At 61.6% G+C, this 22,893-nt stretch carries 20 protein-coding genes; 18 read left to right on the top strand and 2 right to left on the bottom strand.

What is annotated here, in order from left to right; all coding sequences use genetic code 11:
- Positions 1 to 129: 129 nt before the first annotated feature.
- Positions 130 to 1,272, bottom strand: a complete 1,143-nt coding sequence (locus RBH77_RS21255) for a helix-turn-helix domain-containing protein (protein ID WP_311029553.1) — start codon at positions 1,270 to 1,272, stop codon at positions 130 to 132.
- 357 nt (positions 1,273 to 1,629) lie between these two features.
- Between RBH77_RS21255 and RBH77_RS21250 the strand changes: the two genes are divergently transcribed.
- The 5 genes from RBH77_RS21250 to RBH77_RS21230 all read left to right on the top strand — a co-directional run bounded on the left by RBH77_RS21250 (position 1,630) and on the right by RBH77_RS21230 (position 6,672).
- Positions 1,630 to 2,673, top strand: coding sequence for a UDP-glucuronic acid decarboxylase family protein (locus tag RBH77_RS21250; protein ID WP_311029552.1), 1,044 nt, complete (start codon positions 1,630 to 1,632; stop codon positions 2,671 to 2,673).
- Positions 2,674 to 2,693: 20 nt separating this feature from the next.
- Positions 2,694 to 4,532: a glycosyltransferase family 2 protein gene (locus tag RBH77_RS21245; protein WP_311032638.1), complete on the top strand. Its 1,839-nt coding sequence runs from the start codon at positions 2,694 to 2,696 to the stop codon at positions 4,530 to 4,532.
- Positions 4,533 to 4,729: 197 nt separating this feature from the next.
- Positions 4,730 to 5,158 (top strand): DUF995 domain-containing protein, encoded by a 429-nt coding sequence (locus tag RBH77_RS21240; RefSeq protein WP_311029551.1) that lies wholly within the window; start codon positions 4,730 to 4,732, stop codon positions 5,156 to 5,158.
- Entirely contained in the window at positions 5,155 to 6,123 is a 969-nt protein-coding gene (locus RBH77_RS21235; protein ID WP_311029550.1) for a glycoside hydrolase family 26 protein, read from the top strand. The genes RBH77_RS21240 and RBH77_RS21235 overlap by 4 nt, the downstream gene beginning before the upstream one ends.
- A 27-nt stretch (positions 6,124 to 6,150) precedes the next feature.
- Positions 6,151 to 6,672, top strand: a complete 522-nt coding sequence (locus RBH77_RS21230) for a DUF995 domain-containing protein (RefSeq protein ID WP_311029549.1) — start codon at positions 6,151 to 6,153, stop codon at positions 6,670 to 6,672.
- Positions 6,673 to 7,349: 677 nt separating this feature from the next.
- Here RBH77_RS21230 and RBH77_RS21225 read toward each other — a convergent pair.
- A complete protein-coding gene (locus tag RBH77_RS21225; RefSeq protein ID WP_311029548.1) occupies positions 7,350 to 8,303 on the bottom strand; it encodes a GGDEF domain-containing protein in 954 nt (317 codons plus the stop codon).
- 711 nt (positions 8,304 to 9,014) lie between these two features.
- On the opposite strand from RBH77_RS21225, the gene ligD reads away from it, so the two are divergent.
- From ligD to RBH77_RS21160, 13 genes are all read left to right on the top strand, one after another.
- Positions 9,015 to 11,456 (top strand): DNA ligase D, encoded by a 2,442-nt coding sequence (ligD, locus tag RBH77_RS21220; RefSeq protein ID WP_311029547.1) that lies wholly within the window; start codon positions 9,015 to 9,017, stop codon positions 11,454 to 11,456.
- A 31-nt stretch (positions 11,457 to 11,487) separates the two neighbouring features.
- On the top strand, positions 11,488 to 12,357 hold the full coding sequence (gene ku, locus RBH77_RS21215) for a non-homologous end joining protein Ku (protein ID WP_311029546.1): 870 nt from the start codon (positions 11,488 to 11,490) through the stop codon (positions 12,355 to 12,357).
- Complete coding sequence (locus tag RBH77_RS21210; RefSeq protein WP_311032637.1) at positions 12,357 to 13,448, top strand: tetratricopeptide repeat protein; 1,092 nt, start codon at positions 12,357 to 12,359, stop codon at positions 13,446 to 13,448. The genes ku and RBH77_RS21210 overlap by 1 nt, the downstream gene beginning before the upstream one ends.
- A complete protein-coding gene (locus RBH77_RS21205) occupies positions 13,445 to 14,080 on the top strand; it encodes an alpha/beta hydrolase family protein (RefSeq protein WP_311029545.1) in 636 nt (211 codons plus the stop codon). The genes RBH77_RS21210 and RBH77_RS21205 overlap by 4 nt, the downstream gene beginning before the upstream one ends.
- A gap of 3 nt (positions 14,081 to 14,083) precedes the next feature.
- Complete coding sequence (gene xth, locus RBH77_RS21200; RefSeq protein WP_311029544.1) at positions 14,084 to 14,857, top strand: exodeoxyribonuclease III; 774 nt, start codon at positions 14,084 to 14,086, stop codon at positions 14,855 to 14,857.
- Positions 14,858 to 15,117: 260 nt separating this feature from the next.
- Entirely contained in the window at positions 15,118 to 15,828 is a 711-nt protein-coding gene (gene nanR / locus RBH77_RS21195; RefSeq protein ID WP_311029543.1) for a transcriptional regulator NanR, read from the top strand.
- Positions 15,825 to 16,142: a putative quinol monooxygenase gene (locus RBH77_RS21190; protein WP_311029542.1), complete on the top strand. Its 318-nt coding sequence runs from the start codon at positions 15,825 to 15,827 to the stop codon at positions 16,140 to 16,142. Before nanR ends, RBH77_RS21190 begins: the two co-directional genes overlap by 4 nt.
- A 46-nt stretch (positions 16,143 to 16,188) precedes the next feature.
- Positions 16,189 to 16,980, top strand: a complete 792-nt coding sequence (locus tag RBH77_RS21185; RefSeq protein WP_311029541.1) for an HpcH/HpaI aldolase family protein — start codon at positions 16,189 to 16,191, stop codon at positions 16,978 to 16,980.
- A gap of 10 nt (positions 16,981 to 16,990) precedes the next feature.
- Complete coding sequence (locus RBH77_RS21180; protein ID WP_311029540.1) at positions 16,991 to 18,043, top strand: NAD(P)-dependent oxidoreductase; 1,053 nt, start codon at positions 16,991 to 16,993, stop codon at positions 18,041 to 18,043.
- Positions 18,044 to 18,197: 154 nt separating this feature from the next.
- On the top strand, positions 18,198 to 19,859 hold the full coding sequence (locus RBH77_RS21175; protein WP_311029539.1) for an extracellular solute-binding protein: 1,662 nt from the start codon (positions 18,198 to 18,200) through the stop codon (positions 19,857 to 19,859).
- A gap of 118 nt (positions 19,860 to 19,977) precedes the next feature.
- The gene (locus RBH77_RS21170; protein WP_311029538.1) at positions 19,978 to 20,916 is read left to right on the top strand and encodes a carbohydrate ABC transporter permease; all 939 of its coding nucleotides are present in this window, start codon (positions 19,978 to 19,980) and stop codon (positions 20,914 to 20,916) included.
- Positions 20,913 to 21,761, top strand: coding sequence for a carbohydrate ABC transporter permease (locus RBH77_RS21165; RefSeq protein ID WP_311029537.1), 849 nt, complete (start codon positions 20,913 to 20,915; stop codon positions 21,759 to 21,761). Before RBH77_RS21170 ends, RBH77_RS21165 begins: the two co-directional genes overlap by 4 nt.
- 25 nt (positions 21,762 to 21,786) lie before the next feature.
- A complete protein-coding gene (locus RBH77_RS21160) occupies positions 21,787 to 22,884 on the top strand; it encodes an ABC transporter ATP-binding protein (protein WP_311029536.1) in 1,098 nt (365 codons plus the stop codon).
- Positions 22,885 to 22,893: the final 9 nt, after the last annotated feature.

Genomic DNA, 22,893 nt, shown 5'->3' with positions numbered 1-22,893 from the left:
CCTGAGCATCGACATTAGCGATGTCGTTATTCAGGAGCGGCAAAGCCGACCTCTTCGACCAGCATGGTGCCGAAAGCGGGTCGGCTTTTAAGCGTGTACAGGCACAGCCTTGGTGCCATGCGGACATGGTCAATGTCCGAGCATTTTCAGCCAATCCTCAAACGAAGAAGCACCGTCCTGTTCAGCAGCCGCGATCGAATGGGGGAACTGGGATATATTGCGGGCTTCACGCGGGCTGTAGCCGAATTCATTCGTAAAAGCGCGGCTGAAATTTGCCGCCGAACTGAACCCGACGCTTTCCGCGATATCGATGATCCGGCGAGTCTTATCGGGATCGCTCAAGGCAGCGTGGGCCGCAAGGAGCCGGCGCCTCTGAATGTAGCGATTGACGCCGCCACTAGGCTCGAACAACTGGTATAGTCGCGTGCGCGAAATTCCGAGTGCCCGGCTCATGCTGTCCGACGTAAGTTCGGCGGATTTCAGATTGCGCTGAACATACCGACGCGCTCTCTCCATCAGCGCTACACCTGCCAGTTGTTCGGCTACGGCGTTCTGGTCTTTTGCGGGCAAAAGGCACGCCACGATCATATCGCGCGTCGCCTGGACGATACGGGGAAGATCCGTTTCGGTAAAAGTATCCAGTCTCGCTTCCATACCGTTTATGTATTCGATGAGAAGAGCGGCCATGTTGCCCGACAAGATCGAGTTGTTCTTCGCGTCCATGGCAGCGGATGCCTGATCGAAAAGCTCGCGGGGGAGGTAAAGCAGGAGACTGCTGGTTTCAGTCATCCTCCCGCGAAAGGCGTGGCCAAGCGACCTGAATTCCATCCTTCCCGGCTGGTTCGCGACAACGCGCCCGTTGACCTCCGTCCACGTCTGGCCGCTCCGCGGCAAAAGAATATACCAGTGGTCGATCGAGCTGGACCGAAGCCTTGCGTCTGAACGGGTATAGCTGTGGGCCGGCACCTTCTGCTGCACGACCAGCATGCTGCCCAGGTTCCAAGCCGTGTGCTCGGCCTGAAATCCATTATCCGGAGCCACGCCCTCAGGCAGAGCGACATCGACAAGCGGCGCCACCAGCGTCCGCCAGGCGCCGAACTGATCCCTGGTCTCAAATTTGCGGGTGGAGAAGGTTAACGGAGCGAGCGCCGGCAGTATTCGGGCGCCGGGGTTTCCTTCGTCGGACATGAGCTGGCGCGGCCAGCGTCGCCGCTCGCGCTCAGGCGTCCTCCCGTCTCCCGACGTGCCGTTTTGATCCTTCGGCGGTTCCATCTGCTGCCGCGTCGTTCTTCATTCCGACAGGGCCCCACCGACTCGAATTATGGAATCTGCCCCGTGCAATAGCAACCTCGCGTTGACGTGAGCCCCGTCACACGAAACACCTCAAGAAATGTATTGCGCGATAAGTTTCTGGATGCGGCGCTAACGACATTTCGCGGGACAAAAACTAAATAGTACGCATCGGCGGGAGCTTTGGGACAGTTAGTCCTCGGAAACGATCTCACCACCAAAAGTAGATACTTTATCGAACAGGTCATTGTCGCAAAACGCTACAATAAGCGTTCTGTGGGTGCTCTGTGCGTAGGTATCTACCGGAAAATAGACGAAGCAATGTTCGCAGAGCGGGCTATGACAAAATTTCGGGAAAACTATCGGGGCCATGTCGAAGCCGACTTGAATGGCGTGCTCCTACTGCTCCGGGACAGAACGCCACGGCGAATTCTCGTGACCGGCGGCGCCGGCTTTCTTGGGTCGCATCTCTGTGAAAAGCTGCTCGATCTCGGTCACGAGGTGCTCTGTGCCGATAGCTTTACAACCGGGCGGCACAGCAATTTGGAAGGGTTGAGAGGCAACCCCCGCTTCAGCATCATTCGACATGACGTCTCGGTGCCACTCGATGTGGAGGTCGACGAGATATACAATCTCGCCTGTCCCGCCTCGCCGCCGCACTACCAGGCTGACCCGATCCAGACCATGAAGACCAGCGTGCTCGGTGCGCTCAATCTTCTGGAACTGGCCAAGGCACGCGGCATAAAGATCTTTCAGGCCTCGACTTCCGAGATCTACGGCGATCCCCAGATTCATCCCCAGCCCGAATCCTATTGGGGCAACGTCAATCCATTCGGCCCGCGCTCCTGCTACGACGAAGGCAAGCGGTGCGCGGAAACGATGTTCCATGATTTCCACGACCGGCACGGCATCGAGATCAAGGTCGCGCGCATCTTCAACACCTACGGCCCTCGCATGCGGCCCGACGATGGCCGGGTTGTCTCGAACTTCATCGTCCAGGCTCTCCGTGGCGATGACATAACGATCTACGGAGACGGTTCGCAGACCCGTTCCTTCTGCTTTGTCGACGACCTGATCGACGGTTTCTTGAGGCTGATGGCTTCGCCGCCTTCCTTCACCGGCCCGGTCAACCTCGGCAACCCCGGCGAATTCTCCGTTCGGGAATTGGCCGAGCAGGTGATCGATCTCACCGGCTCGCGCTCCAGGATCGTTCATCGTCCGTTGCCTGTCGACGATCCCCGCCAGCGCCGCCCCGACATATCGCTCGCGGCCCGCGAACTCGATTGGCGGCCACGGGTCCCGCTGTCCGAAGGGCTCAAACGGACCATCGTCTACTTCGACGGCCTCCTGGGGCGGTCGCAAGAGCTTGCGGAGACGGCCTGATGTACGCGCGGAACGTTCTCATGACGGATGGCGCCGGCCACCCCGCCGAGCTGACGAAGCGCGCGGCCGAACGACCCGAGGCGCTTACGGTCCCGGTCCTGACCGGGTACCGTCGCGTCGAATTTCTCCTCGGCGCTTTCCTGTGGCTTGCGGCTCTGGTCTGGTTCGGGAACTGGTGGTTCGATCCGGCGCACTATATCGGCCTGTTCGGCTTTGCGACCATCACCGTCGTCCTGGCCTGGGTCACCCTGCTGCCCGCCTATTTCATGTTTGTCTTCTATCGCAGCCGCAGGCCGGCCGGGGCGTTGCGGCTGCCTGCAGGAAGCCGCGTCGCCATGGTGGTGACAAAGGCTCCTTCCGAGCCGTTCCCGGTGGTGGCGAAGACGTTGGAGGCGATGCTCGCCCAGGACGTACCGCACGACACATGGCTTGCCGACGAGGATCCTTCCCCGGAAACGCTCGGCTGGTGCGAACGGCATGGCGTTCTCGTTTCCACGCGCAAGGGCAGGAGCGACTATCACAGGGCCACATGGCCGCGCCGCACGCGCTGCAAGGAAGGAAACCTTGCCTTCTTCTACGATCACTATGGCTACGACCGCTACGATTTTGTCGCGCAGCTCGATGCCGACCATGTGCCGGAGCCCGGTTATCTGCGCGAGATGCTGCGGCCGTTCGCCGATCCGGCGGTCGGCTACGTATCCGCGCCCTCGATCTGCGACAGCAATGCGGCGGAGAGCTGGTCCGCGCGTGGACGGCTTTATGCCGAAGCCAGCATGCACGGTTCGCTTCAGGCCGGCTACAATGGCGGCCTCGCTCCGCTCTGCATAGGATCCCACTATGCGGTCCGCTGTACGGCGCTCAGGCAGGTCGGCGGGCTTGGCCCGGAACTCGCCGAGGATCATTCCACGACGCTGATGATGAACGCGCATGGCTGGCGCGGTGTGCATGCGCTGGACGCGATCGCGCATGGCGACGGCCCGCGCACCTTCGCCGACCTGGTCACCCAGGAATTCCAGTGGTCGCGCAGCCTGATGACGCTGCTTCTCCAGTATTCGCCGATCTATGTGCCCCGCCTGCCGACCAGGCTGAAGTTCCAGTTCCTGTTCTCGCAGCTCTGGTACCCGCTTTTTGCGCTGTTCATGGCGGCGATGTTCGCGCTGCCGATCATCGCGCTGCTGCGCGGCGAGAATTTTGTTGCGGTGACCTATCCCGGCTTCCTCGCTCATTTCGTGCCGCTTTCGGTGATCCTGACCGCTCTCGCTTTCCGCTGGCGCGCAACGGGAACCTTCAGGCCGTTCGATGCGAAGATCCTGAGCTGGGAAATGATGTTGTTTCTCTTCGCGCGATGGCCGTGGGCATTGGCGGGGACGATCGCTGCGCTCCGTGATTGGGCTACCGGCTCTTTCGTGGACTTCCGCATCACCCCGAAAGGGACGTCCGAAGTCGACCCTCTGCCGCTACGCGTCCTCGCCCCGTACGGATTGCTGTCGCTCGCCTCGGTGCTCCCCGTGCTGCTCATTGGCAACGCTGGGGATACACGCGGCTTTTATATCTTCGCGATCGTCAACTCGGCGCTCTACGCGCTGCTGCTTCTGGTGATCGTCGTCCAGCATGATCGCGAGAACCGGGTCAGGCGCCCCAGAGGCGTCTACCGCCCGGCCATGGCGAGCGGCCTGCTTCTGCTTGTTCTGCTGCCCGGCATTGCGACGGCCGAGCGCGGCAAGGATGGCCTTGAATCGCTGGCGTGGAGCACCGGTAGGCTCAGCTTCTATGAGATCAAGTATTCGGTCGCCGGCGCCGGAGGCGCGGGGGTCAGCAAAACAACGTTCAACCCGAGATGGCTGCGCAGGTCGAGTTGATATCGGCGCGGCACAGAACGCAGAAAACCAGGAAACGAACAATGGAAAAGTCACGTCATAGCAGCCGGAAAGCGCCGGCTCTCAAAATGGTCCGAGGCTGTCTTCTGGCAGCATCGTGTCTCTTGTCGATCTTCGCATTCGGAAATCCGGTCGAAGCCGCTGGCAAGGGCCCCACGCCCCCTCATGATGCCCGTCCCATGACGAGCTTCGAGCTTTACACGCTCTACCGCGACAAGTCCTGGAAGTGGCCGGCAGGGGCCGGGCGGCTGCAGGCCGACGGACGACGTTTTACCGCCTGGACTGGTTCCGGAGACAAGGCGATCTGGGCGGAAGGGCGATGGACCGTCGATGATCGCGGTCGCCTGTGCCTCAAGGCGCAATGGCACATGGCCTCCGGCGTAGTCCCGAACGCTACTTGCTTCAGCCACCGGAAGCTCGGCGAGGTCATCTACCAGAAAAGAGAGCCGTCGGGAGACTGGTATGTCTTCAAGCACGCCGCGCCAGCCGAAGGCGACGAGTTAGACAAACTCGTCGACCAGGACCTGGTCTCCCAGGACATGGAGCAGATCAGGTCAAGCCTTCACTCCGCTCCAAGAACCAATCCTGTTGCGAGGACAAAGCTATGAACCCGGTCAAGACGAACTTTGCGAGCGTGTTCGCGGCTTCGCTCGTTACGATTTCGCTGTCGGGAGCCGCAGTGGCCGCCATCTTGCCGCTCGGCATTCCTTCAGCGGACAGGCAAGCCAGCGAGCAGTTCACCGACAAGAGACCCGTCATCACCGACCAGTCGGTCGACTTCGGCGCCTATGATCCGCACGGCGATTTCAGCAACGACAAGAACGTCAAGATCGAACACCTCTTCCTTCCCTGGGAAGATGTCGACCTGTCGACGCTTTCCATCGCCGACGAATATGCAATGCAGCGAGGGCGCACGCTCCTGATCACCGTCGAACCGTGGTCATGGTCCGTTGACTGGCGTGTGACTTCGGAACAGCTTCTGAATGGAATTCTGGGGGGCCGATACGACGCCAACATGGCCTCCGTCTGCTCGGCTGCCGCAAGCCTGAAGAGCCCCGTGATCATCCGCTGGGCCCAGGAGATGGATGAGACCGACAACCAGTTCACCTGGGCGCATTGGAAACCGGAAGGTTACATCGCCGCGTATCAGCGCATGGTGACCGTCTGCCGCGAACACCTGAAGTCGGCGCGATACATGTGGTCGCCGAAGGGGAATCCCGATCTGGTCAAATTCTACCCGGGAGACGACTACGTGGATATCGTCGGCCTCTCCGTGTTCGGTTACCAGAAATACGATCGCGACCTGTTCGGCAAAGATCGGACGTTCACCGAGGCACTGGAGCCCGGCTATCAACTGGCGCAAAGCTTCGGCAAGCCGATCATGGTGGCGGAACTGGGTTACGAGGGCGACCAGGCCTACGTGACGAACTGGGCGCAGACCGTCGCGCAGAAGCATCCGGAATTCCCGCTCCTGACCGCCGTCGTCTACTTCAACGATCGCGAAGTTTATCCCTGGCCGGGCGGCTATGGCCGCCCGAACTGGCGGGTCGTTCCTGACCAAAAAACCAACTAGCGCATGGCGCTTATTCGGAGAACCAAGATGCGGAAATTACAGATATTGCTGACGCTTATCGCAATCGCTGGCTGCACGGGCCTCGGCTCGCTCAATGCCGCGGCAGCGACGAAAAGCAAGGTCAGCCTCGCGGCGGAAAAGGCAACGCCGCTTACGACAGATGAACTCTTTCGCCTGTACGCCAACCGGTCCTGGCTCTGGAAAGACGGGGCGGGCTACTTTCCATCCAAACAACGCAGGTTCATAGCCGCGACCGGCCAGGGCAGGAAAAGCTCCTACGGCGACGGCATATGGTTCCTGACATCTCCGGGCAAGCTTTGCTTCCGGGCGACCTGGTACGCGAAAAGCGGATCGGCGCCGGCCCTGACCTGTTTCAGCCACCGCGAGAAGAACGGTGTCATCTACCAGAAGCGGGAGCCGAATGGCGAGTGGTATGTGTTCAGGAACAGGCCGACAAGAGCCGGCGACGAGTACCGGAAGCTGCGTCGGGGCGACTATGTCAGCTCCAAACTGAAACGGATCAAGGCGAAGCTGTCTGCCGCCGGCTGAGCCTTGTACCTGGGCGGGGCGCTCCAGCGGTCACGGCACCAAACCGTGGCCGCTGGAGCTGTTTCGTTGAACAGCTAGGAACAATCCGGCACCGCCGCCTGCCTGTGCCGTGTATCTGCAGCTACCCTCTACGGAAGCAGCTCGATGTCCTGCCAAAGCCGCTCGGCGTACAGATGTAAGGTGCCTGGCCAAGGAAGCCGTAGCTCACCGTTTGCACGCGCGGCGTCATTGCGGCCACCTTTTCAGGCGTCGACACCTCTCTCTTCTTGTTGGATATGTTCGAGTGGTGAACCTCTCCCGATATCGACGACACGAGCGTCCTGTCGGGCGCTATTTCGCAACCGGATACCAATAAAATCGCCACGAAAGCGGTCAGAGTAGCGCTGTAAAGGCCTGATCCGGCCTTTTCTCTCCGAAATTTACTTATGTTGCTTAAGAAATTTCGTCGTGCATACCAGTTCACTGGAATTTTCATTTATGCTCTCCCCGTTAGATTTTTAAATCATGGCATAAACGGATTGAATCGCGCTTAAGAGGCGCTCGAAAATTTGCATGCTGGGAGTAACGAAAAAGTCTTCATTTGCTGAAGCGAAGGCTGCGAACAAAAAAGCCCTGCAGCGCGCCCGTCCGAGAGATCGGCTGGCTATCCTGTCAGACCGGCTGCTGAACCGGCAGCGCTACGCCGCGTTGAATGCGCTGCGGTCCGCCACTTCGATCCGCGCTCGTCCATTCTGCTTGGCGACGTACAACGCATCATCGGCTCTACGGAATATCTCGGGAAGAGTTTCCTGCTGCAGGGCCAGCGTGACGCCTCCGCTAAAGGTAAATGTCAAAGGTGCGTGCGATTTGGTGCTTGGTAGCGGCTCGAGGGTGAGCAGCGCTCGTTGCAAACGCAGCACTGCGCGCTCTTCCGCTGCATTCGGCAGGACGACCAGGAATTCCTCTCCGCCGAGGCGGGTCACAAAATCGCCATCCCCGAGCTTGTCGGAAAGATGCCGTGAGAAATGGACGAGCACCTCGTCTCCGACCAAGTGCCCATACGTGTCGTTGATCCGCTTGAAATGATCGATGTCCAGGATGGCGAAACAGACCGGCAGGTGCGCAAGCCCATGTTCGGTCAGAATCGTCTGTGCGTGCTGCAGGCCATATTTACGGCTGGCTACGCCTGTGAGAGCATCGACCTGCGTTTCCTTCACCGCCGCGTCATGGGCGGCCCGCAGCCTGACCTCCTCGTTCTTGGATTGCGATATGTCGCTGGCAATAACGAGAATCCAGCCGTTCGGCATCCGGTAGTCGTTCACCCACCACCAGCTGCCGTCCATCATGTCCAACGCGAAATTGTATCGGTCGTCGCCATTCTTTCGGCGCGCCCTTACGCGCGGCACGAACACATCCAGTGGCATGCTTTCCAGTTTTATCCCCTTGCCCGACGCGATATCTGCGGCAATGGCGTCGACAAAATCGAACGGCATCGGCGGCGCGCTGGGAAAAAACGTCGAGCGGAACTTGTCATTGACGAATTGCACCTGGTCGTCGGCGTCGCACAGGCAGATGCCCACATGAGTCCCACCTAAGGCAGCGAAAAAGATTTCGAGAGTGGCGGGGTCAACCTCGGAGCCCAGAAATTGCATGCAGCGAATGTTCCTCCGGAAAGGAGTTCATCACGGGTCTATTGACGTGAATTGATTTCACCTCTGTCGCGCGACGGAGGACTACTAAATTCACGTGCTGCAGAGAAATCAATTCTGGAGCCACTGTCGGCAGTTCAGCGTGCCTGTCAGTTCCTAAACCTGGGTTAACAAGGAGTAAAACGCCCCATTCACCCGAACCCGTTGCCTCTATTCGGGAAACAACCCAGGCGTCGCTCGCTCAGGGCACTAGCGCAGCCAACCTGTCCTGACCGCAGGCAGCGTGTGTGCCTTCAGCGTGATCGCCGCTGGTGTCGGGAACGGCAAAGTTGAGTCTACGACCTGTATGAGGAGCGCAAGACGGTCGCGCAACGATTGTAGGATGCCGCTCGATCCGGACGTCCTTGTATGCAAACATATGTACAATGCCGCTTGGCGGGAGATCGTGGATGACTGGATACCGAGCGAGGGGCAACTCAATTTCGGGGCAGCTCAAGCGGCGTCAGGCTGTCGCTGACGCGATCGATCTGCAGAAGGTGGACATCAGCTCCATACGCTTCGGGCCAGGTGAAGAGCCATCATTTCGGGTTATCGCCTCAAATGAGGCTGGTCTGGTCCGGCAGCGAACTCTCGACCTTCTTCGCGGTGGCGTGATGCCCCCAGGACCGGGCCTCGAGCCGTTGTACAACGAGCCAAACGACCGATCGAGCATCGATGCCGCGGAAGCTTGAAGCCTACCGATCGAAGCGTGATTTCGACAGAACGCCAGAGCCTCGGGGCGGCTTCTCCGAGCAGGGCGCCAATCGCTTCGTCGTCCACAAGCACCACGCCACGGCGGATCACTACGACTTGCGCCTGGAAATGGATGGCGTGCTGAAAAGCTGGGCCGTGCCGAAGGGGCCTTCCCTCAATCCTGCCGACAAACGTCTGGCCGTCCAGACAGAGGATCATCCGCTCGACTACATCGATTTCGAGGGCGTCATTCCGGATGACGAATACGGCGGCGGACCGATGATCGTGTGGGACATTGGCGTGTGGGCGCCCATGGAGGACCCCGAAACGTCTCTCGAGAAAGGCGCGTTCAAGTTCCGGCTGTCCGGGGAAAAGCTGAAGGGCGGCTGGATGCTCGCAAGGCTGAAGCCGAAGGAGAGTGAGGAAAAGATCAACTGGCTACTGTTCAAGGAACGGGACCAGGCGGCCAGCACGACGGGTGATATTCTCATGGACCGGCCGGAAAGCGTGAAGTCCGGGCGAAATATCGAAGAGCTGGTCACCAAGCCCAGGGCAGCGGCGAAACGCGTTGCACCGAAGCCCGGCAAGGCGCCGGGAGCCGTCAAGGCCGCAATGCCTTCCCGCGTCGAGCCACAACTGGCGACGGCCGTTGCTCATCCGCCCTCAGGCGACGACTGGCTGCACGAGATCAAATTCGACGGCTACCGCACGGCCGTCCACGTCGTCGACGGCGCCGCGACCTTCGTCACCCGCAGCGGCCTTGACTGGACGAAGCGCTATGGCACGCTGAAGGCGGCTTTCGCGAAGCTGCCTTGTGCGACGGCCATCATCGACGGCGAGATCGTGGTGACCGACGACAAGGGGATCAGCCGGTTTGCCGCGCTGCAGGACGCGCTTGCCGAAGGCCAGACACACAAGCTCACGTTCTATGCCTTCGATCTTCTCTATCTCGACGGCTGGGACCTGACGGGCGTGCGCCTCGACAAGCGCAAGGAACTGCTCGGCCAACTTGTTGCGGGCGTGGTGACGCCGAACGGCGCACTGCAGTTCAGCGATCACGTCGGCTCGGATGGCGAGGCCCTTTACGAGCGGGCATCGGAAATGGGCCTGGAAGGCATCGTGTCGAAGCGAGCCTCGGCCGCTTATGTGTCCGGCCGCTCCGAGAGCTGGACCAAGGCCAAGGCTCGGCAGGTCGGTGATTTCGTCATTGCCGGCTACACCGTTTCAGAGGCAGCGGAGGGGCTGGCGGCGCTGGCGCTCGCCGAATGGGTCGACGGTGAGCTGGAGTATCGTGGCAAATGCGGTTCGGGCTTCGATGCCGAAACGCTGCCGGTGCTCCTTGGGCGGCTGCGAGCGCTTGAAGACGGTGCGGTCCGGCTCGAGGGTATGCCGCGAGAGGCTATCGCCGTCCGCCCGGTGCTTACCGCTCATATCCACTATTCGAACCGGACGACTGATAACGCCTTGCGGCATGCGGTCTTCAAGGGGTTGCGCGAGGCGGAGCTCTCGGCCGGCCCGGCAAAGGAGCGCAAACGACTGATCTCGGATGCAGATCTCGCCGGTATTTTCGTGACCAACCCAACCCGCCGTATCTTCGGCAAGACCGGGCCGACGAAACTCGATATCGCGGTCTATTATGCCGCCGTCGGCGACTTCATGCTGCCGCATATACTCGGCCGTCCCGTATCGCTGGTGCGCTGCCCGACGGGAAAGCCGCAGGACTGCTTCTTCCAGCGCCACGCCTTCACCGGAATGCCGGCGACGATTGCGGCCTTCGACACGACGAATTCCGAGGGCGAAACCAGGTCATACATCTCGGTCGAGGACGCGAAGGGCTATCTGGCCCTCGCACAGTTCGGCGTCGTCGAATTCCACACCTGGGGTTCTGAGCGAAAATCCCTCGACAAGCCGGATCGCGCCGTCTTCGATCTCGATCCGGGTGAGGGGATCGGCTGGCGGGAAGTGGTCGAGGCGGCGGTCCACGTCCGCTCGGAATTGCAGCGTATCGGCCTGGAGCCTTTCGTGAAGACATCAGGCGGCAAGGGCATTCATGTCGTCGTGCCGGTGAAGAAGAAACTCGGCTGGCGGCAGTTCCACCAGGCGTGCAGCGAAATCTCGTCGGGCATCGCGGCAACCGCGCCGGAGACGTTCACCACCATCATGGGCGCGGAGAACCGGCGGAAACGGATTTTCATCGATTTCCATCGCAATGCGCGAAGCCACACAGCGGCGGCCGCCTATTCGCTGAGGGCGAGGCCGCACGTGCCGGCTTCGACACCCCTGACATGGACCGATCTGGAGTCCATCGACGCTGCGGAGGATTTGAACTATTCTTCGCTGCCAGGTCTCGTTGCCGCGACCGGCGATCCTTGGGCGGACATTAACGACTTTGCGGCAGAGTTGCCGGCGCCGTCAAAGGCGTGAAGAGAGTGTGATTGTCGCGTAGGAGGTGAAAATGGCACCCAGGGCGAGTTGGAAGGGATATCTGAAGCTTAGCCTGGTGAGCTGCCCGGTGCGGCTTTATCCGGCGACAAGCTCAAAGGACCGCATCACGTTCAACCAGCTTCACAAGCAAACGCACAACCGCATCAACATGAAGCCGGTCGACCCCGAACTTGGCCTCGTGGAGCGTTCCGATCTCGTCAAAGGCTACGAATACGAAGACAAGCAATATGTGATCATCGAGGACGGCGACCTCGAAAGCGTGCGTATCGAATCCAACCACACGATGAACATCGAGGCCTTCGTCGACGAGAAGGATGTCGACGTCATCTATCAGGACGCTCCGTATTATCTCGCTCCGGATGGCGCCATGGCCGAGGAAACCTTCATCGTATTGCGCGAAGCCATGCGTAAATCCGGCAAGCTGGCGGTTGCGCGTCTGGTCCTTTCGAGCCGCGAGCGCGTCGTCACTATCGGTGCGCGCGAAACCGGCATGTTCGTCTGCACGCTACGCAATCCGAGCGAGGTGCGCGGCACCGCCGAGTACTTCGGCAACATTCCAACGGGCACGCCTGATCCGGAGATGTTGCAGCTCGCCGAAGCCCTCATCCAGCAGAAGCTGACCAGGTTCGATCCGAAGAACTATGAAGATCGCTACGAGATCGCCCTGATGAACATGATCAAGGAGAAGCTGAAGGGCCACAAGCCGATCATCGCAGCGGCGCCTGAGCGCGGCAACGTCATCAATCTGATGGACGCGCTGAAGGCCAGTCTCGGTCAGACCAAGCCCCCGGCGAAGAGCAAGACCAAGGCGGCGCCGGAAGAGAAGCCGGCCAAGGTCGCGGCGGGCGGAGGCGCTCGGTCCGCCAAGAGCAAGAAGTGATCTCGCCGCGAGGCAGAACCTTCGGCCTCGTCGGCGGGCTTGCCGCGTTTCCACGCCGGCTCGCGGCGCGCGAGATCCAGGCGCAGGGTGGCAACCTGCAGCGCGGCGTATCACGGCGAACCACGCATCTCGTCTTCGGGCGCAAGCTCCTAGACCGGTCTGACCTTGGGAAAATCGAAATCCGGTTCCGACAGGAGACGGACAAGGGGCGCAGGCTTTTAAGCGAGAACGGCTTTCTGCGTGCGCTTGGCCTCCTCGACGAGGCGGCCGCGCCAACGCTTAGCCGGCAGTCGATCACGGAGCAATCGCGACTCCCTGGCGAAACCTTCGACCTGCTTGCTCTGTTCGATGCTTTCGAGCACGACACCGAGCCGTTTTCGTTTCGCGATCTGATCCTCGCCAAGAAATATGCCGGCCTGATCGCCTCCGGCGCGACCTGGAGCACCATTGCCAGATCCGTGCGTCGATCCGGTTCGGTCGCCTCGCTGACGGCCCTGTCGCTGCACGCGGAGCGCTTCGATGCGATCTATGCGCGATCGGCGGAAGGCTTCACTGAACTCGACGGCCAGGTCCTGCTGCCGCTTGCACGCGTTGCGGATGAGGATCTGGACGAATTGTTCGCCGAAGCGGAGGAGGCCGAAGAACAGGGCCGCCACGCGGCTGCGGCCGACCTCTACCGACGCTGCATCGCAATCGATCCGACCGATGCCACAGCCTTTTTCAACCGGGGCAACTGCCTGCTCGCCGCCGGCAGTTCGGAAGAAGCCAGGACGTCCTACCTCGAGGCGCTCAAGCGCGATCCGCAATTCGTTGAAGCCTGGTTCAACCTTGCCGACCTGGCTTCGAAATCGGGCGACCGCGACGCCGCGCGCCGTTATCTCGCAACCGCGATCGAGATCGACGGCGGGTATGCCGACGCGATCTTCAATCTTGCCAGTCTCGAATACGAGGCTGACGATCTCTTCGAAGCCAGGCGATGGTGGGCGCGTTACCTTGAGCTCGACGATGCCTCGGAATGGAGTCACAGGGCCAGGCGTGGGCTCCAGCTCATCGATCTGCAATTGGCAGGGAAATCGGCGGGAGCGGCATGACGTTTCTCTTCGATGGTCCGCAAGACGCGCGCATCACCATCCTGCTTGCGCATGGCGCCGGCGCACCGATGGACTCGGCCTCGATGACCGCGACCGCCGGGGCCTTGGCTGTGGTCGGATTTCGCGTCGCCCGTTTCGAGTTCAGCTACATGGCGGGCCGCAGGACCGATGCGGGACGCAAGCTGCCGCCTCGCGCCGAAACGCTCAAGCCGGAATATCTGGCCGCCGTCGCCGCGCTCGATCCCGCTGGCCCCTTGATCATCGGCGGCAAGTCGATGGGCGGCCGTGTCGCCAGCATGATCGCGGACGAACTCCATACGTCCGGAAAAATAGCCGGGCTGCTCTGCCTCGGCTATCCTTTCCATCCGCCGGCAAAACCCGAGCAGTTGCGGACCAGGCATCTCGCCGGACTGACAACGCCTGCTTTGATCGTGCAAGGCACCCGCGACGAATTCGGCACGCGCGATGAGGTGCAGGCCTATTCGCTTTCGAGTGCGATCGAGGTCTTCTGGCTGGAAGATGGCGACCATGATCTCAAGCCGCGCAAGAGCGTTTCGGGATTTTCGGCGGCCGATCACCTGAAGACGACGGCAGCGAAGGTCGCGGGCTGGGCCGAAGGGCTTGCACGCTGAGCGATGAAGATCGCTACCTACAACGTCAATGGCATCAATGGGCGGCTTCCGGTTCTGTTGCGTTGGTTGGCAGACGCGCAGCCGGACGTGGTCTGCCTACAGGAGTTGAAGTCGCCCGACGAGCGCTTTCCGATCGCGGCGGTCCGCGAGGCGGGCTACGGCGCCGTCTGGCACGGCCAGAAGAGCTGGAACGGTGTCGCCATCCTCGCGCGAAACGGTGATCCGATCGAGACCAGGCGCGGTTTGCCGGGCGATCCCGATGATAAGCATAGCCGGTATATAGAGGCGGCGGTCGGTGGCGTGCTGGTCGGATGTCTTTATCTGCCCAACGGCAATCCCGCGCCCGGACCGAAATTCGACTACAAGCTACGATGGTTTGACAGGCTGAAGCAGCATGCCGCCGATCTGCTCGGTCATGGAGTCCCCGTCGTGTTGGCCGGGGACTACAATGTCATGCCGACTGAACTCGACGTCTACAAGCCGGAGCGTTGGATGGACGATGCGCTGTTCCGTCCCGAGGTGCGCGAAGCTTTTCACGAACTGGTCGCGCAAGGATGGACCGATTCCGTCAGAGCGCTTCATCCGGACGAGCGCATCTACACGTTCTGGGACTATTTCCGGAACGCCTGGGGTCGGAACGCGGGGCTGCGGCTGGACCACCTGCTGCTCAGTCCCGCGCTGGCGACACGTCTCATTGCGTCCGGGGTCGACCGGGAGGTCCGAGGCTGGGAAAAGGCCAGTGATCATGCACCGGCGTGGATTGAGCTGGTGTCTTAGAGATCATGCCACAGGTGCCGTCCGGAGATGTCTGTTCTGGGTAAGGCGCCCGCTGATCTCAGTAGCTATCATGAGGACGCGAATGAGCGCCCGTCCTGCTCGTCAGGAGCCTCTTTGGCAAGCCGCTGCTGAACGATGTTCGTGGGAACTGCGCATCCATCCACTAGATGAAGTCGGCTCTGAATCCGATTGCTCCTCAATCCTCCTTGACTCTTTCCGAGTGCGGTCGCACGATTAACTGGTATAAAAGGTGTGCCAGCATGCGGAATGTGTCCATTCGCCATCGCAAGCTCTACGAGGACGTGGCGCACCACCTTGAGGAGATGATCCGCGACGGCGAGTTCGCGGAGTCCGGACGGCTCCCTTCGGAGCGCGAACTCATGCGCCACTTCGGCGTCGGGCGGCCGTCCATTCGCGAGGCGCTTTTCCATCTACGCAAGATGGGGCTGGTGGATATCCGCTCCGGCGAACGTGCCCGTGTGACGCGGCCCACGCCTCAATTCGTCATCGACGCGTTGTCGAGCACCGCAAGACACATGATCGCGGCACCGGATGGCGTTCATGATTTCCAGGACGCCCGTATCTTCTTCGAAGCCGGACTGGCCCGTCATGCCGCGCTGCATGCCACGGAGGAGGACATCGCGAATTTCAGAGAAGCGTTGGAGGTCAATCGGCAGTCGATCGGTGACCTCAAGCTTTTCGAACGTACCGACGTGGCCTTCCACTACGTCCTGGCCCTGGTGCCCCGAAACCCGATCTTCACCGCAATCCATGCCGCGTTGGCGGAATGGCTGCTGGAACAGCGCCAGACGACCCTGGCGCCCGGCGAGGATCAGAAGGCATACGACGCCCACGTCCTCGTCTTCGAGACAGTGGCCGCTCGCGATCCTGATCGTGCGGAACAGGCCATGCGGGCCCATCTCGACTACGTGGTCCGCCGCTATACCGACGTCGTCGAGGGTCGAAGATGAGCGGCTACGCGATCATCGTCGATTTTGTTCTGGTTCCGGGAAAGCGGTCCGAGTTTCGTCGCCTTGTTGACCGAAACGCACGGATTTCTTCCGAGGCGGAACGGGGCTGCAGGCATTTCGACGTCCTCGAGAGCCGGGAGGAGGCCGATCGTGTCCTTCTCTATGAGGTGTACGAGAACGAGGCCGCATTCGAGGCGCATGTGCAATCGTCCCATTTCGACGAATTCGACCGGGAAAGTGCGCCGCTCGTCACCAACAAATCGGTGATCCACTGCAACCTCGTCTGCGAGGAGCGTCCAACGACCGGAAACTGAAAGACGTGACCCACACGAAAGCGGGACACGAAGGAGGAGAATTGGCATGACGGAAAAGGGCCTGAAGGCAATGGCCGGCTCGCGGCAGGCGAAGCTCGGACACTTCATCGTGGAATTCGCTACGCCGGGTATCGGCCATATCCTCAAATCGGCGGGCTGCGATTTCGTCCTGTTCGACCTGGAGCATTCCGGCTTCGGTTTCGAGACGGTGAAAAGCGCCATGCGCTATTTCGAGGCGGCGCAACTGCCGGCGATCGTGCGCGTGCCCTCGAAGGAATACCACCACATCGCGCGTGCCATGGATATGGGGGCCGAAGGTCTCATGCTGCCGATGGTGGGCAACGTCGAGGAAGTTCGCCACATCGTCGATTCCATGAAATATATTCCGGTAGGCAAGCGGGGCGTCGCATTGCAGGTCGCGCACGATCGCTACCGGCCCGGGGCGGTTGCCGATAAGTTTGTCGCCGCCAACAAGCGCACGACGCTCTTCTGCCAGATCGAAACGGCGGAGGGCGTTGAGAATGCCGACGCCATGGCGGCAATCGACGGGGTCGACTGCCTGTGGGTCGGGCATTTCGACCTCTCGGTATCCCTCGGCATTCCGGGCGAGTTCGACCATCCGAAATTCAAGGCCGCGATCGACAAGACGATTGCGGCGACGAAGAAGCACAACAAGGCGCTCGGACGCCTGGTGCCGACCGTCGAACTTGGGATCGACCTGTATGGGCAGGGCTTCGATTTCGTTTGCTATTCAGGAGACGTCTGGGTCCTGCACGATGCCCTCGCCGCGGCGATCGGCAAGCTGCGCGCCGGCTGCGGAACGGTGGCGAAGGCGTAGGAGCGCGAACATGGCTGACAAGACGTTCCGTGTTGCTCTTTCCGGCGATTTCAAGAAGGCCGACGGCTCGCCGACCTATCCGGATTTCGACCTGGCGCCGCTCCGCGCCGCTCCAGGCGTGGAGGTGGCGTTTCTGGAACCGTCGAACCCCATCCGCGCCGAGCAACTCGAAGATTTCGACGCGCTGATCCTGTTGGCGCACCGCTTTGGTCCGGAGAGCGTTCCGAAAAGCGGTCGCCTCGGCGTGGTTGCGCGTTTCGGCGTCGGATACGACACCGTCGACACCGAGGCTTGCACGAACGCGGGAATTGCGCTCGTCATAACGCCCGACGGCGTACGCAGGCCCGTCGCCGTCTCGATCCTCACCCTCATGCTGGCGCTGGCCGGCAAGGTCATGGTCAAGGACCGCCTGACCCGGCAGGCCGCCGCCGGCTATGCGCGCCGGTCGGACCACATGGGTGTCGGGCTGGTCGGCCGCACCTTTGGCTCTCTCGGCATCGGCAACATCGGCGCCGAAGTATTTCGCCTGCTGAAGCCCTTCGACATGAAGTTCATCGCGCACGATCCGTACGCGGACAAGAAGGTAGCGGCCGATCTGGGCATCGAACTGGTGGGCCTTGAGGACGTGTTTCGCCGTGCCGACGTGCTGTCGGTCAGCGTTCCGCTGTCTCCCGAAACGCACCACATCGTCAATGCGGAACGGCTCGGTCTCATGAAGCCGACCGCTTATCTCATCAACACGTCGCGTGGACCGGTCGTGGACCAGAAGGCGCTGACGAAGGTGCTGCAGGACGGGCTGATCGCCGGGGCCGGGCTCGATGTCCTGGAACAGGAGCCGCCCGATCCGGATGACCCGATACTGACGCTGGACAACGTCCTGCTGGCGCCGCACGCGCTTTGCTGGACGGACCAATGTTTCGCCGGCAACGGAGCCGCCGACGTCGCGGCGGTGCTCGAATTCCAGCATGGGCGTGTCCCGCGCGGTGTCGTCAATCGAAATGTCCTTGAGAGCGCCGGATGGAAGAAGCGTCTGGCGAGGCTCGGGGAGATTTTCGGCAGCTAGAAGGGGCCGTTTCGATACCCGGGCGCTGGCGCTTCGCATGCAAATGCGCGGCATGACGGGAGGATGCTCTACCGGACGCCCACGGGATGAGCGGCAGGAAAAGGGATGCAGCCGTCCTCATGCGGCCTCGTCCCCTTTGGGAGGAGTAACGAGAATGGACGATCGTGAGAAACGTGACTTCGAAGCAGGCCTGTCGGCCGAGATCGATTCCTGGCTCAGAGGCGAGCCCACACGCAGGACCTTCATAACCAGATTCGGCCAGGCCATCGGAATGCTTCCGCTCGCAGGCGGCATGCTTGGCGCTGCGACCGAATGGGCGCTGGCCCAGGCCAAGGTCGACCTCGCCGATCCCTCGACGCCGCTCGGCAAGGCGCAGGCCGCGGCGATGAAAGCGTCGACGGAAGGTCCCGCCGACGGATCGGCCTTTCGCGCGGTGAAAGCCGCCAAGCAATATTCGGGCGTGACGCTGAACATGACCTACGAGGCCGGACTGCAGGCGCTCGACCCCCGCAACTTTTCGGGACCGGTATGGGAGCAGTTGACGGGCATCAAGTCGAATGTCGTGGAGCTTTCGCACCCCGACCAGTATTCGAAGCCGATTGCCGAGCACATCGCCAATTCGGGCGCCTATGACATCCTTGACATCGAGCCGGCATGGACGCCGTCGCTCGCCGATGGCGGCGTGATCGCGCCGCTCGACGACTATGTCGCGAAATACATGAACCAGGACGATTTCAACGACTACCACCCGCTCTACAAGGCGCTGCCGACCTATAAGGGGAAAATCTGGGGCTTCTTCGACGATGGCGATATGTTCGCGCTCTACTATCGCAAGGATGTGTTTGACGACGCCAAGCTGAAGGATGCCTATCAGAAGAAATTCAACAAGGCTCTCGAAGTGCCGAAAAGCTGGGAGGACTACGCCCAGGTCGCCCAGTTCATCACCGACAACATGGCGCCGAAAATCTATGGCGCCGGACATTTCCGCAAGGCCGGCAGCCCGGGCAACCAGTTCGATTTCCTGCAACAGTTCCGGGCCAATGGCGGCGCCTTCTTCGACGACAAGATGCGTGCGCAGCTCAATTCGCCGGCAGGCATCAAGACGCTCGAGAACATGATCGCGGCCAACAAGGCATCGATCCCCGGCAACAATGAAATGGACGCCGTCTCGCTTTGGGCGGCGTTCCTCCAAGGCAAGGTGGCGATGATCTACTCCTGGCCGCCGACGGGGCGGATGTGCGCGAACTATTCGCAAAGCGCCAAGGCCATCAACTTCATACCGCAGTCCTCGATCGCCGGGAAAGTCGGCTACGCAATCGTTCCAGGCGGTCACCCGGAACACGCCACGGGCTACAGCAAGGCGCTGACCGCGGAGTCAGGCAATGCGGAGGCCGCTTATCTCTTCATGCAGTGGGCGTGCTCGCCACCCGTGTCGCTGGCGCGCGTCATGCTTCCGTACTCGCTGCGCGATCCCTACCGCCTTTCCCACTTCAAGTCGCCGGAATACAGGGCGCTTTGGCCGGATGCCAAGGAATACCTGGTCAACCTCAACAACTCGGCCAATGTCGGCCTTCTCGACATGATCATGCCCGGCTGGCAGGACTACGCGCTGTCGCTCGATCGCATGTGCACCGCGGTGTGGGCTGGGACCGATCCCAAATCGGCCCTCCAGACCGCAGCGGCGGAGTGGGACACGACGACCGACCGCCTCGGCGCGGATTCCCAGAAGGCCTTCTTCGAGGAATACAACAAGCTGCCGGGCTCGTCGGCCGACCATACCGTGGAATCCATGGGCATGGCCGTGAAGATGGACTAGCCGCCGCCAGCTTCGGGTGTGCCGGCGCTCATCACCGGCACGCCTTCGACACCTCAAGGGCTCAGTTGCCGCGGAACCGCTGGCAATGCCGATGGCATGATGAACGAGGCTACCGCCGATGTCCGAGATTGCGGCAGGGGAGGGAGATACGAAGGGCGCACTGCCGCCCCTTTCCCGGTTTTCGGACTGGAGCGACCGCAATTTCAAATGGCTGCTGGTGGCTCCGGCTGTCCTGCTCATCCTGGCGCTGTCGGTCTATCCGCTCCTGTTCTCGCTGTGGGTGAGCTTCGTCAACTATGACTTCCAGATTCCCGGCCACGCCTTCGTCGGCTTGAAAAACTTCGAACAGGTGATTGCCGATCCAGTTGCCCGGTGGTCGCTGGTCCTGACCGCCATTCTGTCGGCGGCAAACGTCATCATCGAATTCCTGCTCGGACTGGCGCTTGCGCTTGCGATGGTTCGGAACTTCCCCGGGCGCGGACTCGCGATGTCGATCATCATCGTGCCGTTGTTCATCAGCCCGGTGATCGTGGGTCAGGCATGGGCGCTTCTACTGCAACGGCCGTTCGGGCCGACCGACTATATCCTGAGCCGGATCGTCGGCCATGACGTGACCATCTCCTGGCTGACGCAGAGCCCGTGGATCTATTTCTCGCTGATCCTCGCCGACGTCTGGCAGTGGACGCCGTTCATGTTCGTCATCCTGCTCGCCGGACTGACCGCGATCCCGCCGAACCTCTACGAGGCCGCGGAACTCGACGGCGTCAACGCCTGGCAGGCGTTCTGGTCGATAACGATGCCGTATCTCAGGCCGATGATCCTGCTCGCCGTCACGTTCCGCCTGCTCGACACCGTCAAGCTGTTCGACACGATTTTCATCATGACCGGCGGCGGCCCCGGCACCAAGACGTACACCGCCTCGTTCTATCTCTACACGGTCGGGTTCACCCAGTTCCACCTTTCCCAGGCAACCGCGGGAAGCTGGATCTTCCTGGTACTGACGGCCGCCATCGTCGGCCTCCTTGTCCGGCGCCTCCTGAAAGCGGAGCCTACATGACCACACAAGCCAAGACCAGGAGACGCCGTCGCCGGGCCGTGCCGATCGGACGCATCCTCCTTATCGGCGGATTCATCGTTTTCGTGCTGGCGCCTCTTTACTGGATGTTCGTGACATCGATAAAGCCGAGCGACGACTATCTCGCGGTGCCGCCGGTCTGGTTCCCGAGCGAACCCACCTCGGTTCACTACACCGCGGCGCTGTTTGCCTATCGCGGCCTGAAAGGACTGATCAACAGCCTGATCATCTCCCTGTCGGCCACGGTCCTTTCGGCGTTCCTCGGAACGCTGATGGCCTACAGCCTCGCCCGCTTCAACACCGGCGGCGCCCATCTGTCGTTCTGGGTGCTGTCGCAGCGTTTTCTGCCGCCGGTCGCGATCGTGCTGCCGATCTTCCTGATCTATCGCAATATCGGGCTGCACGACACGCATTTCGGGCTGATCATCGCCTACACCGTCTTCACCTTGCCGGTCTCGGTCTGGATGATGTTCGCCTATTTCCGGCAGATGCCGAGATCCATGGAGGACGCGGCGCTCGTCGACGGCTGCACGCGCTGGCAGGCGTTTTGGCAGGTCGCGGTGCCGCTGGCTGCGCCCGGCATCGTCGCGGCGGCGGTCTTCGCCTTCATCGCCTGCTGGACGGAATTCTTCTTCGCCCTGGTGCTGACGAGCCGTTACGCCTTCACGCTTCCCACCGTCTTCCGCGCCTTCCTCGGTTTCCAGGGCGCGCAATACGGCGAGGCCAGCGCGCTCGCGATCGTCTCCCTCGTGCCCTCGATCGTGCTTGGCGTGCTTGCCCAGCGCCATCTGGTACGCGGGCTGACGCTCGGTGCGGTGCGCGGGTGAGACGAACCTATGGAGTAGCCTGATCATGGCGCAAGTGAAAATAAGCGGACTGCACAAGCGCTTCGGCGGCTTCCACGCGGTGCGCGGCATCGATCTCGACATCGATGACGGCGAGTTCACGGTCCTGGTAGGGCCGTCGGGCTGCGGCAAGAGCACCCTTCTGAGGACCATCGCCGGGCTCGAAGAGGCGAGCGAAGGAGAGATCCGGATCGGTGACGACGTCGTCAATGACATGCGCCCGCGTGACCGCGACGTGGCGATGGTCTTTCAGGACTACGCGCTTTACCCGCACATGTCCGTCGAGCGGAATATCGGCTTCGGGTTGAAAGCGCGAAAACTTCCGCCGGCCGATATCGCCGTCCGCGTGCGGCGTGCGGCGGAGATGCTGGGCATCATGCCATTGCTCGACCGGCTGCCGCGCCAGCTCTCCGGCGGTCAGCGCCAGCGGGTGGCGATCGGCCGGGCCATCGTGCGCAATCCGCGCATATTTCTCTTCGATGAACCCCTGTCGAACCTGGATGCCCAACTCCGCGACGAGATGCGCGGCGAGATCAAGAGGCTGCACCAGGAAATCTCCACGACCATGATCTACGTCACGCACGACCAGATCGAGGCGATGACGCTCGCCGACCGCATCGTGCTGATGCGCGACGGTGTGATCGAACAACAGGGCAGGCCGCTCGATCTTTTCGAGCGGCCGGCAAGCCGTTTCGTCGCCGGCTTCCTCGGATCGCCGCAGATGTCCTTCGTGCCGGGCAGCCTTGTCGGGGGTACTGGTGGATGGCGCGTTGCGTTGGGCGACGGAACCATCAGCTTGCCGGTTCCGGTCGGGCGGAGCATACCCGGTGCAAGCGGGGGCCGGCGCGTGTTGCTCGGCCTGCGGCCGGAGCACCTGACGCGCTCGCATGGGGACGCGTCCGAAGGTACGGTCCGTCATGAAGCCACGATCGAGTTGCTGCAGCCCACCGGGTCGCGCAGCTACGCCACATTCCGCCTCGGCGGCATACCGGTCGTAGCCGAGCTGCAGGCACACGATGTGAGCCGACCGGGGCAGGTCGTGCCGATCGACATCAACCTGAAACGGGCCTCGATCTTCGACGAACGGTCCGAGAAGGCGCTTTGACGGAGGAAC

Origin of the sequence: Mesorhizobium koreense (assembly GCF_031656215.1) — a bacterium.
Classification (GTDB): domain Bacteria; phylum Pseudomonadota; class Alphaproteobacteria; order Rhizobiales; family Rhizobiaceae; genus Mesorhizobium_L; species Mesorhizobium_L koreense.
Note: the sequence above shows the minus strand (reverse complement) of the source record. Positions and strands in the feature narration are given on the sequence as shown.